This window comes from Eubacteriaceae bacterium Marseille-Q4139 (assembly GCA_018223415.1).
Classification (GTDB): Bacteria; Bacillota; Clostridia; order Lachnospirales; family Lachnospiraceae; genus CABSIM01.
The window spans coordinates 1,314,509-1,330,065 of sequence record JAGTTQ010000001.1 but is presented as its reverse complement, the minus strand read 5'-3'; the positions used below and the strand labels follow the sequence as shown (position 1 = coordinate 1,330,065).

At 51.2% G+C, this 15,557-nt stretch carries 13 protein-coding genes; 10 read left to right on the top strand and 3 right to left on the bottom strand.

Going from position 1 to position 15,557, the window contains the following annotated elements:
• Window positions 1-38: 38 nt before the first annotated feature.
• The gene (locus KE531_06400; GenBank protein ID MBR9953256.1) at window positions 39-548 is read right to left on the bottom strand and encodes a helix-turn-helix transcriptional regulator; all 510 of its coding nucleotides are present in this window, start codon (window positions 546-548) and stop codon (window positions 39-41) included.
• A 99-nt stretch (window positions 549-647) separates the two neighbouring features.
• Between KE531_06400 and KE531_06395 the strand changes: the two genes are divergently transcribed.
• The 8 genes from KE531_06395 (at window position 648) to KE531_06360 (ending at window position 11,840) form a co-directional block, all read left to right on the top strand.
• Window positions 648-1,541 carry a hypothetical protein gene (locus KE531_06395; protein MBR9953255.1) on the top strand — a complete coding sequence of 298 codons (894 nt, stop codon included), beginning with the start codon at window positions 648-650 and terminating at the stop codon, window positions 1,539-1,541.
• Window positions 1,542-1,583: 42 nt separating this feature from the next.
• Window positions 1,584-2,423: a hypothetical protein gene (locus KE531_06390; protein MBR9953254.1), complete on the top strand. Its 840-nt coding sequence runs from the start codon at window positions 1,584-1,586 to the stop codon at window positions 2,421-2,423.
• Window positions 2,424-2,616: 193 nt separating this feature from the next.
• Complete coding sequence (locus tag KE531_06385; protein ID MBR9953253.1) at window positions 2,617-2,778, top strand: hypothetical protein; 162 nt, start codon at window positions 2,617-2,619, stop codon at window positions 2,776-2,778.
• A gap of 107 nt (window positions 2,779-2,885) precedes the next feature.
• Window positions 2,886-5,612 carry a hypothetical protein gene (locus KE531_06380; GenBank protein MBR9953252.1) on the top strand — a complete coding sequence of 909 codons (2,727 nt, stop codon included), beginning with the start codon at window positions 2,886-2,888 and terminating at the stop codon, window positions 5,610-5,612.
• A 51-nt stretch (window positions 5,613-5,663) separates the two neighbouring features.
• Window positions 5,664-7,370 (top strand): hypothetical protein, encoded by a 1,707-nt coding sequence (locus KE531_06375; protein MBR9953251.1) that lies wholly within the window; start codon window positions 5,664-5,666, stop codon window positions 7,368-7,370.
• Entirely contained in the window at window positions 7,336-9,261 is a 1,926-nt protein-coding gene (locus tag KE531_06370) for a toll/interleukin-1 receptor domain-containing protein (protein MBR9953250.1), read from the top strand. Before KE531_06375 ends, KE531_06370 begins: the two co-directional genes overlap by 35 nt.
• Before the next feature lie 44 nt (window positions 9,262-9,305).
• The gene (locus KE531_06365) at window positions 9,306-11,210 is read left to right on the top strand and encodes a hypothetical protein (protein MBR9953249.1); all 1,905 of its coding nucleotides are present in this window, start codon (window positions 9,306-9,308) and stop codon (window positions 11,208-11,210) included.
• A gap of 111 nt (window positions 11,211-11,321) precedes the next feature.
• Window positions 11,322-11,840, top strand: a complete 519-nt coding sequence (locus tag KE531_06360; protein ID MBR9953248.1) for a macro domain-containing protein — start codon at window positions 11,322-11,324, stop codon at window positions 11,838-11,840.
• A 10-nt stretch (window positions 11,841-11,850) separates the two neighbouring features.
• Here KE531_06360 and KE531_06355 read toward each other — a convergent pair whose 3' ends face one another.
• Window positions 11,851-12,789 (bottom strand): DUF1848 domain-containing protein, encoded by a 939-nt coding sequence (locus KE531_06355; GenBank protein ID MBR9953247.1) that lies wholly within the window; start codon window positions 12,787-12,789, stop codon window positions 11,851-11,853.
• Window positions 12,790-12,890: 101 nt separating this feature from the next.
• Window positions 12,891-13,181: a hypothetical protein gene (locus KE531_06350; protein MBR9953246.1), complete on the bottom strand. Its 291-nt coding sequence runs from the start codon at window positions 13,179-13,181 to the stop codon at window positions 12,891-12,893.
• Between the two features lie 637 nt (window positions 13,182-13,818).
• Between KE531_06350 and KE531_06345 the strand changes: the two genes are divergently transcribed.
• Window positions 13,819-14,448 (top strand): GntR family transcriptional regulator, encoded by a 630-nt coding sequence (locus tag KE531_06345; GenBank protein ID MBR9953245.1) that lies wholly within the window; start codon window positions 13,819-13,821, stop codon window positions 14,446-14,448.
• A 4-nt stretch (window positions 14,449-14,452) separates the two neighbouring features.
• Complete coding sequence (locus KE531_06340; protein MBR9953244.1) at window positions 14,453-15,553, top strand: ABC transporter ATP-binding protein; 1,101 nt, start codon at window positions 14,453-14,455, stop codon at window positions 15,551-15,553.
• The last annotated feature ends 4 nt before the right edge of the window (window positions 15,554-15,557 follow it).

The window sequence follows — 15,557 nt, the reverse complement described above, 5'->3', positions numbered from 1 at the left end:
AATGCGGCGGCTTGGCCGGGGTGTGCCGCCTGTATCTGTTACAGCCCTTTTTCATGCTTGATGTGCTTTTTATAGGACTTTATGACGGAGAGAACAAAAAGCAGCTCCTCTTCCGAAAGCTCCCTGGCATAGCTGTAAAGCTCCGACAAAATTTTTGCGCTGGGGCCGTCGGGCTGTTTCGGTTCCATGGAGCCGGTACCGTCTAAAAGCCACTGCCGGTTGATGTTTAAGACCTGGCAGATGGCGCTTAAGACGAGTGCCTGCGGTTCCTCGACTTTATCATGTTCAATATTGGTAATGACGCCCCGGGATACGCCGAGCTTCTCCGCCAGGGCATCCTGGGAGATTTTGCGGGCCTTCCGGGCTTCTTTCAAACGCTGTCCAATGCTCAAAGTTGTTCTCCTCCTTTGTACTTGAAGTTTAACATGGCCGGAATGTGTTGTCAATATATAGGCGGGGGGGGGTATTGACAAGACGGAGGATTGTAGGAAGAAGTTGAGGAATTTAAGGGAATAGGGGTTGAATCTTCCTGTGTTTTTTTGTATCATATTGTATTGTAAATACAATCGTAAGACGATTTCTGCGGCGGGCGCAGAAATCTGCCTGAGGCTCATGGGAGCAGAAGAAACATGAAAGGACGGTATGGTATGAAAAAGAAAAGAATGGCAATCGCAATCTTAGCGGCCGGTTTATCCGCAGTAGCAGTTATGCCGGCATTTGCCGGACAATGGAAAAGCGATTTCAAAGGCTGGTGGTATCAGAATGATGACGGTTCCTATCCAAACAATGGATGGGAAGAGATTGATGGGAGTTATTATTATTTTCAATCGGATGGCTACGCGCTTATGAGTACGACAACTCCGGACGGTTATTATGTAGGCGCTGACGGCATTTGGGAACCAGGCGGAGAAGAAGGCGAACGGATTAAATTAGAACAGGAAGAGCAGCAAAGACAGCAGCAGAAGCAGCAGGACGCGGCCGAACGGTTTGTTGATGTTTCCAAGTATTTTAATACCGACTTGCAGGATTATGAAAAGGCAAAGGCAATGTTGGGCGCCAGGCCATACTACGATGTGAATGCCGCCAAAGCGGGTATGTGGTATGAAACCAGTCCCATTGATATGGATAATATAAAACAGATTGCTTATCAGCCGCCATATTCTTTTCGTGATGAGAATCAGGAGGAATATGATAAGCAGAAAACATTTCGAATCAACTACGATGTCAACACAAACCAGATCGTCAGCATCAATGGCAGTCCCCGGCTTTTTATCAGTGGAGCGCCGCGCAGCGGTTTCTGGGCCAGTGAGCTCAAGTATATTGCAGAAACAGCCGGTGCGGCCGATATCGTATATGAAAATAATGATACATGGGCAGATACATTCGGGGTAGTTGGAAATACCATTGTTCCAACCGGCGGAAAAGAACTGGTACATAATGACAGCGTTACGTTTACCTGGAATAATTTGAAATACAGTTATAGCGTAAAAGAGCGTTCTATCACGGAAGGGCTTTACGGACTTATTATTTCCAGAAATTAAAAGGTAATGACAATATTTCATAATGAAAGGAAGATATATGGCATGAAAAAGAAGGGAATGGCAGCCGCCGTGTTAGCGGCCGGTTTATCCGCAGCAGCAGTTATGCCGGCATTTGCAGGGCAATGGGAAAAGGACTCGACGGGATACTGGTACCAGAACGATGACGGCTCTTATCCAGCCGCCGTATGGCAGTGGCTGGATGGGAATGGCGACGGCATATCGGAATGTTATTATTTTTATGAAGATGGCTATATGGCATCGAATACGACGGTTGATGGCTACACCGTTGATGAAAATGGATGCTGGACGGTAAATGGGCAGATACAAACGAAAAAGAATGTGGACAGCGTGCAGTTTGTAGATTTCAGCTCTTATTTTAATACGGATCTGCATACGTTTGCAAAGCAACTGGGGTATAGCGAGGAAAGTTTGGCCAACAAGATAGCGATGAGCAGGCATACTTTGGAACTCTATACGTTCCCATATGGCGGCGGCATATCATTTATAGACGATGACCCCAATACCGATTATCATTACATATTCCTGAAAGATGAAAATGGGGATTTTTCAAATCAGATGTCTTTTATCGCCACTGGGAATTTAAAGGAATTGATAACAGGACTTACAAAGGAAGAATATACAGCTTCAGAACTGGAGGAAATTGTAAGGCAGGCCGGAGCGACCAATATTCAAAAGACAGAGAAGGCCGAGAAGGAGATGGTTATGGGTCTTTCCGACGGCGGCTTCGTTCCGACGGACAATTACAGAATGCGCTATTATACAAAACTGGAATTTGACTATAATGGATATCACTATATGCTTGATAGCGTAGGCAGTCATAATCCGCTGATTCGAGAAGGAGAAATTCATCGCATCGACTAATGCATGGGATATGGTATGGACTGACAGAAAACCCCGGAGTTTTGTACACTCTGGGGTTTTCGTCTGCACAGATTTCTGTACAGGAACAGGGATGGAAATTCCCGAAACTAAAATTGACGGATAGGTTGATTTGTGATATATTGTATTTACAATACATAATAAAAGATTTAACAAAACAAAAGAGGGAAAAGAAATGGCGGAAAACCAGAAATTGCTGGAAGAAGTGATGGATGGCGCGAAGGCGGTTCCGCCTGAGTACCAGAGGCACCTTCTGGATGTGGTGAAGGCCATGGCGCTTACCCGCCGGATTGTCACGGTGGAACAGGAGAAGAAGGAACAGGAACCGCCGGTTTGATTTTAAAGCATGCGACGGAGATCGTGTGCCGCCGGAGAGATGGTTTTTCCGGGAAACGGTGTCCGAAACATAGAACAGAAGGCTGAAAAGCAGACAAGGAGAGGGACATGAAAAAGTTAGGAAAACGGATTTTACTGAGCTGTCTGTCCGGAGCGATGGCCCTGGGACAGGTGGGAACCGCCTTCGGCGGCTGGCAGCCGGAAAATGGCGCCTGGTACTGGCTTAAAGAGGATCAGACGAGACTTGCGGGAAGCTGGCTTCAGGATACGGACGGAAGCCGCTATTATTTTGAGGCCGACGGACGGATGGCTTCCGGTTGGAAGCAGCTGGACGGAAACTGGTATTTCTTAAATACCGGAATGACTGTGAATGGTTCCAATGCACGGCCATACGGCGCGGCACTGACCGGCTGGCAGTGGATTGACGGAAAGCGTTACTCTTTCCAGGCGCCGGAAGGGAAGATGCTCGTATCGGCGGCGGCGCCGGACGGCGGAGTTGTCAATACAGACGGGGTGTGGGTCGATCCCAACGGGAACGCTCAGACGGACGGGAGCCAGGGATATGTAACCGGCGGCTGGCAGTCGGGAAACGGAGCCTGGAATTGGATTAAGGGCGACGGGAGCCGTCTGGCCGGAAGCTGGCTTCAGGACGCGTCCGGGTACTGGTATTATCTGGACGGAAACGGAAATATGGCTCTCGGGTGGCTTCCGATGGGAGAAACCTGGTATTACATGAACAATGTGCCTTCGGTCAACGGCGTCAACCCGCTCGGAAGGCCATACGGAGCGGCGCTGACCGGCTGGCAGTGGATTGACGGAAAGTGCTATTATTTCCAGCCTTCGGGCGGCCAGATGTTGGCAGGCACAACGGCGCCAGACGGCTCGGCTGTCAATGCAAGCGGCCAGTGGGTCGATGGAAGCGGAAATGTGCAGATCAATGAAAGCAAGGGAATTACGTCCGGCGGTACCTGGCTGGAAGGGACGACGAAGCGGACGAGCGGCAGTTCCGGCTCGCGCAGTTCCGGTGGTGGCGGAGGAAGCAGTTCTGGTGGCGGCGGTTCCAGTTCCGGCGGCGGGAGCAGTTCTAGTGGTGGAAGCAGCTCTGGTGGAGGGAGCAGTTCCGGTGGCGGAAGCAGCTCCAGTGGCGGTAGTAGTTCTAGCGGCGGTAGCAGCACCGAGACGAAAAAGGTTTATGAGGATGGAACACCGGAACAGAGAAAAGCTGTGAAAGACGTGGTTGCTGCATTTAAAGAAGAGTACATAAAGGAAGGCATGTCTGACTTTGAAAAGGAGATGGAGATCATCCGCTATTTGGTAGAGAATGTGGATTATGATCTGTCTTTGGAAGCGGAGATGTCTCATGATTCTTACGGCGCGCTGGTTAACGGAGAAGCTGTCTGCGCAGGATATACATTTGCCTTTTGGCAATTGGCGGATGCGTGCGGATTGGAAGTCGTTTATGAGAGCGGAGATGCCTGGGGAGGTGCTCACGCATGGAACAAGATCAAATTGGATGGAAAGTGGTACAACGTAGATGTAACGGGAGAAGATCCGCTTGTAAATGAGAGTACGGAAAATGGATACGGATTTGACCGGTTGCGGAATTATTATATCAATGTGACAGACGAAGTCATTGAAAGGGATCATAAGCCCGAAATGGTTCGTGACATGGCCTGGACAGGCTATAAGCCGGGGACAGAAAAATACAAGGAATACGCTGCAACAGCGGAAAAGTATGGGCCTACTGTTGTGGAGTACTATCTGCTTACCGGAAAGGTAGATACCAGTATGTCCGGCGATAAATGGCGTAAGTATCTGATGTCACATCCCGATCAAATAAGGGACGGCGTTTTAGATGGCAGTAATGCCTCTCTGTCTATTTATGGACAACGGATGGATGATGGCAGTAACTATTTTGAAGCATTGGAAGAGACGGCTGTTACTGCTTATCTGCGAAAGGCATTTGAAGAGGGAATTCAGAGATTTTATTTAACGACCCAGACAAAGGAAAAGCCCGAGTGGTTGACAGCGGAGTGGCTAGTGAAGCAGATGGGCGGAACCTTGGAAAATTGGGTAACGAATCGAGCTGAAAGCTACGACGGTGATTACTGGGCATATGAAATCACTTATGACGGAGAGATCAGTGATCTGAAAACTACCGAGGAAATGCGAAAGCTGTTTGAGGAAGCACGTACAGACGACGGGAAAAATGTGGTAAAGGCGAAAGCTGAAGCCAAGGAGTACGTGACGGAGGCATTGGAAGCTAAGCGTCTGATGAAAGACAAACCCAAGACTGTCACAGTGATCTATGAGGGAATGGAAACGGAACGGTTAAATGATGAAGATTCAAGAGACTGGATTGATTATATCAAAAAAGTCGAAGAAACCAGCATGGACACCGTGATTGTGGATGGAACGGTCTATGTGATTTGCCGCTATACGCTGACTTATAAGACACTGGAAGAGTATCTGGATCTGGAGAAGGGCGCTTCCAACCTGTTTGAAACGTCCGGTACAGAGGATCTGGAGTATCTGAAGAAAAAGATTGACGCGGTAATCGAAAGCGAAGAGAGCGATGTTGTCTATGTGTATTATAAGAAAGGTGTCGGCGAAGCTCTTACGAGCGAGTTGAAAGATTATGTGGAATCGAAGGGAATGGATATCGGCATCTCATTGGTACGCCAGGATGAAAGAGAGCTTTCTTATGAGGGAGTCGAATATGAGTCCATTTTCTATCTGGTAGAATATTATGGACCAGCAGAGACCAAGAGCCTGAAAAAAAGTATAAACCGGGACGTTCTCGCAACGCCTTCCAACGCGCAGTACAGCCAGTAATGGCAAACACGCCCCTTAGCCGGGATGCCTTGGCTGAGGGGCGTTTGCGTAATGGGAAAACCCCGGACATTCCGGGAGACAGGGGTACAGGACGATATGGCAGGAAACAGGAACGCGGAGTGGAAAAGAAAGCGGAGAGCCAGAGCGGCAGCGTGGCGGCGCCTGCTTCATTTGATATGGTACACGGCGCCGTTTTGCTTCGGTGTTTATGGGTATTTGAAGCTGTGGCCGGGACGCTATCTGGACAGCCTGTATGCCGCGGTGAGCCTTTATGGGGGCTCCTGTGAGGCGGAAGACTTAAATTTATGGCTGGAGGCAGCCAGATGGTGGGGACTTGCGGCCACTGGCTCGGGTCTTATCTGGCTGGTGCGCCCGCTGAGGGACAAAGCCCTGCGGCTCTGGATTTCCGCCTGCAAAGGGACGATCATCTACGGCTCCGGCTTCTACGCGGAAAAACTGGCCGAAGACATTTCCATGGAAGAAGGCAGTTTTCCAAAGCGTATCCTCTTAATTCAGGGGGATCAGGCCAGCCCGGCAGGAAGGCAGATTTTGATGCGTGGGCCGGGGACAGAAAACCTTCTGTTTTATGAAAAGAACCGGGACATTTTTAAGGGGAGCCAGGTGTATCTGAACCTGGAAACCATTCTTCCATCCGGGGCGATGCCGGACGAGGTAAACGTGTTCAGCATCTCGGAAAACATCGCCAGGCTTTACTGGAAGCAGTATCCTGTTTTTTTATGCCATGGAGAAGACAAGACAACGAAACGGGAGATTGGCCTGATCGGGTTTGACAATCTGGGGCAGAATCTTTTGGCATACGGCCTGCTGAGAAATATTTACAGCGAAGATCAGGAGCTTGTTTATCATGTCTGGGGAGCGGAAAATCAGTCCTTTTCGCGTCTGCACAGGATTTTTGAGGAAAGAAACGGGGATGCATTGTTCCCGGACGGCACGAAGGATCAGGTGATCTTCCATGAGGAAGACTGGGACTCATCGCAGGGGCTTGCTGTTATCCGCAGCCTGCATCGCCTGATTTTCTGTCAGGATCATGAGAACAGCAAGAACCTGACACGGCTTTTGTTCCTTCTTTCCGATGCGGAGATCTGGGAAATCGGAGAGGAGAAGCCGGGAATCCATGTAAAGCTTGGCGGCGGGGAGGCCTGCGGTCTGGCCGGGGAGATAAAAGGTGCAGTCCGGTTTTTTGGCCGTTATGAAGAGGCGGTCACAAAGGAGTACATCATCCGGGAAGCGCTTTTAAAGGAAGCGAAGGAGCTTCACTGGCAGTACGCGAACAGAGCAGGTCAGGAGAAAACAGAATTTCGTTCGGAAAAGGAATATCGAAAGGCCGTGGAGGCGGCATGGAAACGCCTTCCGAGCTTTTTTGACCGGTACAGCAATATTGCGGCGGCTGATTACGGGGAGGTGCTGCAATGCCTTTTACGTGAATGTGAAAGAGAAGATGGCACGGTCGCGGATACCGACATGGAGCGTCTGGCCGCTCTGGAGCATATCCGGTGGTGCCGGTTCCACTGGTGGAACAACTGGACGCTGGATGAGAGACTGGAAAAGCGAAGTGAGAGAGAAAGGAAGCATCCGTGGCTTGGGCCTTACAGGGAGCTGCCGAAAAAGGAACAGCAGTATGACCTGGAGCAGGTGAAGGAATGTCTGAGAAACCTTGGTGAGAGACAGGAGACGAAACAAAAGGAGAAAGGATTTGGGGAATATGGGAATGCAGGAGAAGAAGCTGACGAGGGATGAACTGAGGGCGATGCCGCTTTCGGAATTAAAACAGCGGGTGAAACACTGGCACAGAAAGAATTGGGATAAATATCCGGAGGAAGATTATGCATTCATTAGTTATAGCCATGCAGACGATGACGCCAAAAAGGTTTATGAACTGGTGGCATGGCTGTTGCAGGAAGGGGTAAGGATTTCGATTGATACAGAGTATGCCGGAGATTCTAAAAGTTGGGTTGAGCTTATGGAAAGACGGCTTGAAAACCCCAGATGCAAAGTTATGATGGCGTTTTTCAGTAAAAATTATATACAGAGCTATCCGGCACTTATGGAATTTCTTTATCGCTATTCAACTGCCGTGAGAATAAGACGATATAAGAAAAGGGAGCTTCCTTTAATACCAGTGAATCTGAACAGCGATAGGAGCGTCTACATTAAGACGGCAGTATATGAGCTGGCACAATCATCGAGAGAAGAGGCGTTGAAAGAGGAGCCGAGCAATGAAGAGATTGAGTGTGTAAAGAGCGGCCTTAAAGGCCTGATGAATTTGGACGGCACAAATGGAGACTGGTACAGCACTCTTGAAAAGATGGTGGCAGGAAGCAGTGTGAAAACCAAACAGGGAGTTGCACTCTGTATGTCAGAAGTAATAGAAAATCAGGAGCCTCAGTTTGATAACTCTAAATGGATTGATGACTGGGAAGACATTTTGAATAGTTTGAAAACACATCAGATTTTGGTTCATGACCATGAGGAAACTATCCCATCAGAAGTTATGACTATGGATTCCCAGGAGGTCTCCACCCCACAGCCAGCCCCCAATCCGCCCCAGGATGGCATCCGTTTAAGCTGCCAGGACTTCATGAAGTACATGGACGAGAACAAATCCGTGTCGTTCCCCTCCGGAATCAAACTGGAGGCGCCGGGAACGGTTTTGGGCGGGCTTGCGGTTCAGGAAAATACCATCCGTGCCTTCTATAAGAGCATGGTACAGGCCATGGCCGGACAGTTGGGAGAAGAATATTTAAGAAAGGCCTATGAGGGAATGAAGTCCAACAAAGAGCCCCATCTTGTGCCGGAAGAACGGCTTGCCGCTATGGACTGGAGCAACCAAAAGCATTACACAAGGATGGAAAATCAGCCGGGCTGGTATCTATATACCCACCTTTCCAATAAAGGTTTTGTGGAAAAACTTCGGACAAGGCTTCGGGAAACCGGGCTGGATGTCACAGGTGTCTTTCTGAAAGACGGCGGAAAGCAGGCGGTGATTCTGGCGGCCTCCAGGACAGAGAATGGAGGCACGGGAGGCCTTGCAGAGAATACCGCAGCAGCAGAAACCGCCGCGACGGCGCAGGAACTTTCCATGCCGCAGGAAACCGCGTTCCGCCAGCCGATCCGGGATTTTAAAAAGACGTTCGAGGTGGCCCTCTCGGACAATAAAAAAGAATTTATGCGGCTTACCGGCGGCGGAAAAACTCCGCCGGTGGGCTTTAAGCGGATCAGCCTGGAGCTTCCGGGGCCGGATGGAGCCGTCCAGGTGACGGGGAACAAATGGAAGCCCCTGTTCGGACAGATGCTGGAGGCCTTTTATAGGAGAAGCGGAAAAGGCTTTTTTGAGGCCTGCGCCGCGGAGGCAGACCGGGGCGGAAATGCCGAGCCATATGTGGTTTCAGGCGAAATGTTCGAGGCCAGAATCAGCGAGGCGAACAAGAAGCATTACCAGCCGCTTAAAGCAGGGGATTTCTGGTTTAGAAACTGGTACGGCGCCGATCTTCTTGTGAATGAAGTGATGAAATGGATGGAGCGGTACAACGGCTATCTGTCCCGGAACGGCGGGCCGTCCTATGATCTCGATCAGTATTTTGTGGAGTATGAGCCGGAAGCAGAATTTATCCGGTATTTTAAGCTGTGATGGCGCTTGCCGTAAATATGGAAATTCAGAATGGAGAAAAGAAAATGAAAACAGGCTATCCGATGTTTGAACAGTATGCCGACGGAAAAGAACCGGCCATGGATCAGGCGGAGACGAATCTGGAGCGCCTTTGCCTGGAATTTATCCGGCAGGACTGCCAGGGGTTAAATTATTCCGAAGAGGAAAAGGAGGGAAGATCGGGAATTCCCTATAATTATGAGCAGGACGTCAACCGCCTCTGCTTCGAACGCGCCGTCCACCGGTTCATGCAGACGGGAACGAAAGAGGATGCGTTTGATATCTATTACTGCTATGCCGATTTGTTTTCGCCCTTCGGCAAGGGCTATAAGGCCACCAGAGTCCTGTTGGAAACGCTGTCGGAACATGAGGGAAACAGCGGCTCTCTTTTAATGTCCCACCGGGATCACTATTCCCACTCGGTCTATGTATTCCTTTTGGGAATCGCCGTTTACAAGGAAAATGAGGCAGTTCGGAATGCCTACAACCGCCGCGTTGGCTTCCCGGAGGCCGGCCCCGAAGCGTGCTGCCATTTTTTAAAGCAGTGGGGGCTTACGGCGCTGTTTCATGATGTGGGGTATCCCTTTGAGATTGCCCACCAGCAGATAAAAACCGTCGCCTACCAGCTTGCGGCGAAGAAAATCGGGAAAAAAGACAGGCCGGGAGAATGCCCGCCGCCGTTTGTGTCCTATGGAAACATGAACCTGCTTACAAAGCTCATCGAGGGCGAGCGGTATCTGGATTTAAACGATATTTTCGCGTCCGAGCTGGAAAAACGGTTCGGGAAGAAGCTGGGCATGGGATGGCAGCAGTTTTATGATATTCTGGAACGCCGTGCCGTGAACTCGGTTCTTTATATGGATCATGCATTTTTCAGCGGGATTTTGATGTTAAAGCGGATGCTTTCGCTCCGGGATGAAGACGGGCATGTGGTATATGACATTTCTTCGAAGGAACCGATGGAGGAAATGGACGCCCTCATCGCAATCCTTTTGCATAACAGCCTGTACCGCTTCGAGTTCGGCGTGATCGGAAGCTATAAGAGTGGGGATATGAGCAGGCGGCTCTCGCTGGACGACGGCCAGCCGCTGGCGTATCTTCTGATGCTCTGCGATGAGCTTCAGTGCTGGGATCGGACGGCCTACGGGCAGAATACGAGGCGGCAGGTCAGCCCCTTCGGAGCCGATCTTTTCTTTGAGGACGGAGGCATCCGGGCGGAATACTGGTATGACGGCAGCATGAAGGAAAAGGCCTGCAATTCTGCGGCATACAGGAACATGATGCCAAAAGCCGGCGGAGCCTTGAAATTCCGGGATGATATCGGTGAATTCCTGGCGCTGGAAAGTGTGGGCGGGCTTTCGGTCTCCACGGCCTGGCAGGAGAAGAAACGCGCCAGGAACCGCTATGCGTCGGAGAGCGATTATCTGAATCTATATGATTTTGCGCTGGCCTTAAACGGAAGGTACAACCAGAAGCTGACGCCGGAGAGCGTAGAAAAGCTGGAGGAAAAGGAACAGGAGGCCTTCCAGGAAGAGCTGGAGCGGGATTTTGACCGGCTTTCTCTGGAGTTTCGCCTCTCGAATCTGGCCCAGGCCAGGAATTACCAGGTGCATCTGGAAAAAATCGGCTGTTTCTACAACAGCAGGGCGATGGATTATGAGCTTGTAACGGATTTTACGAAAGAAGAGCTGGAAACATTGTCTGTTTTGGAGCATGAGCGTTGGGCCGAGGAGAAGCGGTCGATGGGCTGGGTGTTTGCAGACGATTATCAGAATAAGCAGGAGCGGGATTTGAGACGCGTCCACTGCGACTTAATCCCATATGAAGAGCTGACCGAAGAGGAAAAGGCAAAAGATGCGGAGCCGATGCGGCTTTTAATCCGGCTGTTAGATTTATATGACGGCCTGCGCATGTACCGCTTTGCCAGATAAACGGCGTCGGCCCCTTGCCTGTCCCTGTCCGGCGGTATATAATGAAGACAGTGATTTTTGTCCCTTTCGCGGCCATGCACCGCGCCTGGGACGCGCCGGGAGGGAGTATCTATGAGCAGAATCAGAATCGAGAAAATCGACATCACCCAGTTAGCGGCTGACGCCATCGTAAACGCGGCCAACGAGAGGCTGGCGGCAGGAGGCGGCGTCTGCGGCGCCATTTTCCGGAGAGCCGGCCATGAAAAGCTGGAGGCAGCCTGCCGGGCCATCGGTTTCTGCCCCACAGGGAGCGCAGCCATAACGCCGGGCTTTGGCTTAAAAGCCGGGTATGTCATTCATGCCGTGGGCCCTGTCTGGCAGGGCGGGAGCTTTGGCGAGGCAGAAAAGCTTTACGGCTGCTATGAAAAAGCTCTGGAGCTTGCCATGGAACACGGCCTCCATTCCATCGGTTTCCCGCTTATTTCTTCCGGGATTTTCGGGTACCCGAAACGGGAGGCATGGCAGCAGGCGCTGCGGGCATGCGGAGAGTTTCTGGCGCGCCATGAAGCGTATGAACTGGAAATTATTTTCGCCGTCCTGGACGACGCGGCGCTTATGATGGGACGGGAGGAGCTTGAAAAGATCCTCTGAAACTGCCCGCCTAAAATGGAAGTTTCAACTGCGTCTCCTTGAGGGAGCGCATGTTTCGCTCCGTGACCCTGTCCTCTGCTTCGAGATGCCCGGTAAGAAGCGGGGAACAGGGATCATGGCGGCCAAGGTTTCCGGCAGCGGAGGTTTCGCTTAAGACGGCGTAGCAGTAGCGGCAGCCGTTTTTGCATGTGTTGTAGGCTCCGATGTCGATGCTTTCCATGCAGCCGCAGGCAGGCCGCTGGTTCTTATCTTTTCCGGCATTTAGCGGACAGTCAAGAAGGCGTTCCAAAAGAGCCTGGTCGATGCAGGCTCCATGTTCAATTCCGTATTTCTGAAGGTCTATTTCTTCCGCGCAGGTCTTAAGCGCAATCCCATAATTTCCTGCAATTTCCGCAAATCCCCGCGTCAGAGTCTCCGGAAGCTCTCCGGAAAACGGCAAAAGCCTGGAACCGGACAGGTTCTTTTTTGTGTTCCGGTAAAAGTCGAGGAAGCTGATGACGCATGTTTTCGTGTGAGAGGACAGACGGCAGGCAAGAGCCTCGAAGGCGCGCAGGTGAAAGTCCGGGGTGTAGGTCTGCGTCAGGAGAATCGGGTCATACCGCCAGATCACCCGCTCTGGGCCGATGCTCTCCGAGAGGCGAAAGAAGGCCGGGAGTATGCAGTCCTTTTTGGAGGGGAGCCCCGGCTCCAGATCATGCCCGTAAGGCGTTATGGTGAACTGGAAATAGTACATATAGTCATGGAGTTCCCCCAGCTTTGGAAGCATCGGCGCCGGGTTCTTTGTCCAGAATACGATGGCGTCGACTACGTCCGGCGTCAGGCGGATGCGGCTCACCTGGCGATGGTTCATGGGGTTCCTCACGAGGACAAAACCCTCGCGCAGGCGGCGGAAAAACCACTCGGAATAGTAGGTGGGAATGTCGGTGCGGCGGCTGGCGCTGATAATCATGGGGACGGCCTCCTTGGGGGTGTTGGATAGGGGTATTATAGTATGTTGGGGGCGGGAGCGATGGAAAAGAGAAAATATGCTGGTACAGTTTCGAGTCAAAATTATTGCCGGAACGGAACAATCTCCCCGACAGCCCGGCCGACAAAATATACAAATCCAATGTGAAGCAGGAAGCAGGCGATCAGGAGAAGTGCGGAGCCAACTTTGCTTTTCGTTATTTCATAAACCTTCCGCCAGTAATTTCCCATAACCCATATTTCGGACGCAAAAAACAAAACGAACAGGACGCTGTGCTGAAACAGCATTGCCATATTGGAGAGGGCGTAGGTGATAAGGATATAGTTGATTGATTCAACAAACAGATCCATCCAGTTTGTCATTTTTTCTTTCATATATTGACTCCTTCCGCTGTGTTTATATCTGTTATTCTGCTGTTTCTACCCGGACATGCGGCTTGGGCGGTCGCGGTGCCTTTGGCGGAACTTAGTGCCCGGATTTTCGCGCCCTTGCATTTTTGCCTCATCTGTGATATAGTTAAAACATAAAAGGAACAGCCGCCCACAAAGGGGGTTGGCCAAAGATTAGAGATAGAAATTCCACCCTTTTACTGGCCAAAGTGTACAAGGGTGGTTTTTCTATACCCATTTCTGGGATTTAGAAACGATTACTTACGATTATTAAAAATAAAGGTAAGTAATGCAAGGATAAACATTCCGAAAGACATCATATCTTTGAAATCAAAGTTCATCCGCACCACCTCCCCTCTTATGTAGGATGGGGAGGCCAACGCCCTTGCAGTGACACGGCTGTTCCTGTCCATATATTACCACATCTCCTCTCGCCCTGACAATCCCATATTCCACCCCTTTTCCCTCAGCATCAGCCCAACCTTTATCTTCCCGCGCATTCTCCTCCTTCCCCTCTTTATAATTCCTTAATAAAAATTTAACTGCCACATCTATTTACAATAAAAAGTTGTCAGTGTATAATAGGTGCATGTCGTTTCTGGAATCGAGGTGCAAAAAGAGTATGAAAAAAGCTGTGGTACCCGCCCAGTATCTTCAGATTGCGTTAGACCTGGCAACCAGGATTGCTAAGGGAGAGCTGGCAGAGGGACAGCGGATTTACGGCCGCTCCGTGATGGCATCGGAGTACAACGTATCCCCGGAGACAATCCGGCGTTCGCTCTGGCTGCTTTCGGACATGAAGGTGGTGGAGGTAAAGCCCCAGAGCGGTGCTGTTGTGTTATCCTCAGACAACGCGAAGCGGTATATTGAAACCTTTCAGGAAAGTGCGAAAGCCGACTCTCTGCGGCGCCAGGTAAATGCCCTGATGGAGGAGGCGGAGGAAGTCCATAAGCGCCTTTCGGACGCGATGGCGGCGTTTATGAAAGCCCAGGAAACTTTTGAGGCGGCGAACCAGCCGCTTCCCAATTACGAAGTGACAGTCCCGAAGGATTCCCCGTTAATCGGGAAAAATATCGGGGAGCTGAAATTCTGGCAGTCCACCGGCAGCACGATTGTAGCCATAAGGAGGGGGCAGACCGTGATCCTTTCCCCCGGCCCCTATGCGGAGCTGTACGGCGGCGACGTGATCGTCCTGGTGGGGACGCCGGAGGCCGTCCAGGCGGCTCACAGCCTGGTGACATCAAAGGAGTGATTGAATGATTCAGTTTGAACATGTCTCAAAAAGCTATGGAAACAGCCCGATTTTAAAAGATCTGACCTTCACGATCCCCGACGGGAAATTCGTGATTTTAATCGGCCCGTCGGGCTGCGGAAAGACGACGACGCTAAAGACGATCAACCGTCTGATCGAGCCGGATTCCGGCAAAATCTCCATCGACGGAAAGGACATCCGCCAGACGGATAAGGTGGATCTGCGCCGCCACATCGGCTACGTGATCCAGCAGATCGGCCTGTTCCCCAACATGACCGTGGCCCAGAATATCTGCATCGTGCCGAAGCTTTTAAAATACAGTAAAGAGAAATGCGATGAAATCGTACAGGATTTACTGAAAATGGTGGGCATGGAGGAGCATGCCGGCAAATACCCGTCGGAGCTTTCCGGCGGCCAGCAGCAGAGGATCGGCGTCCTGCGCGCCCTGGCGGCTTCCCCGCCCATCGTCCTGATGGATGAGCCGTTCAGCGCCCTGGATCCGATGACCCGTGAAACACTCCAGGATGAAGTCAAAAAAATCCAGCAGAAGCTAAAAAAGACGGTGGTCTTCGTAAGTCATGACATGGCAGAGGCCTTAAAACTGGCGGATATCATCATCTTCATGGATAAAGGCGAGATTGTCCAGATGGCATCTCCGGAGGAGATGCTTGCAAACCCGGCAAACGAGCTGGTGGGGAGCTTCCTCGGAAAGCATGCCGGAAGCGCAGCCCCGTCCAAGGTGGAAAATTACATGCGTACCAATGTTTACAGCGTCCGGAACGACCGCGGCATCTTAGAGTGCGCCGAGCTGATGGCAAGGGGGAGCGTAGATACGCTTCTCGTGACGGACGAGGACGGGCGGTACCAGGGAACCGTCTCCATCGGCGACATCCGCCACTGGGGGCGGGAGTTAAAATCCGTCGAGCCGTTAATCCGTCAGGCCACGCGCACGGCCCGGGTCGGCGACGAGGCAAAGGAGAGCGTGGACTATCTTCTGGATACCGGCGCAAACTATGTGGTGGTGTTAAACGAAGACGATACCATCGCGGGAATCGTGACGAAGACAAGTGTGGCCCGATCCGTGGCCGACAACCTCTGGGGGTGATGAA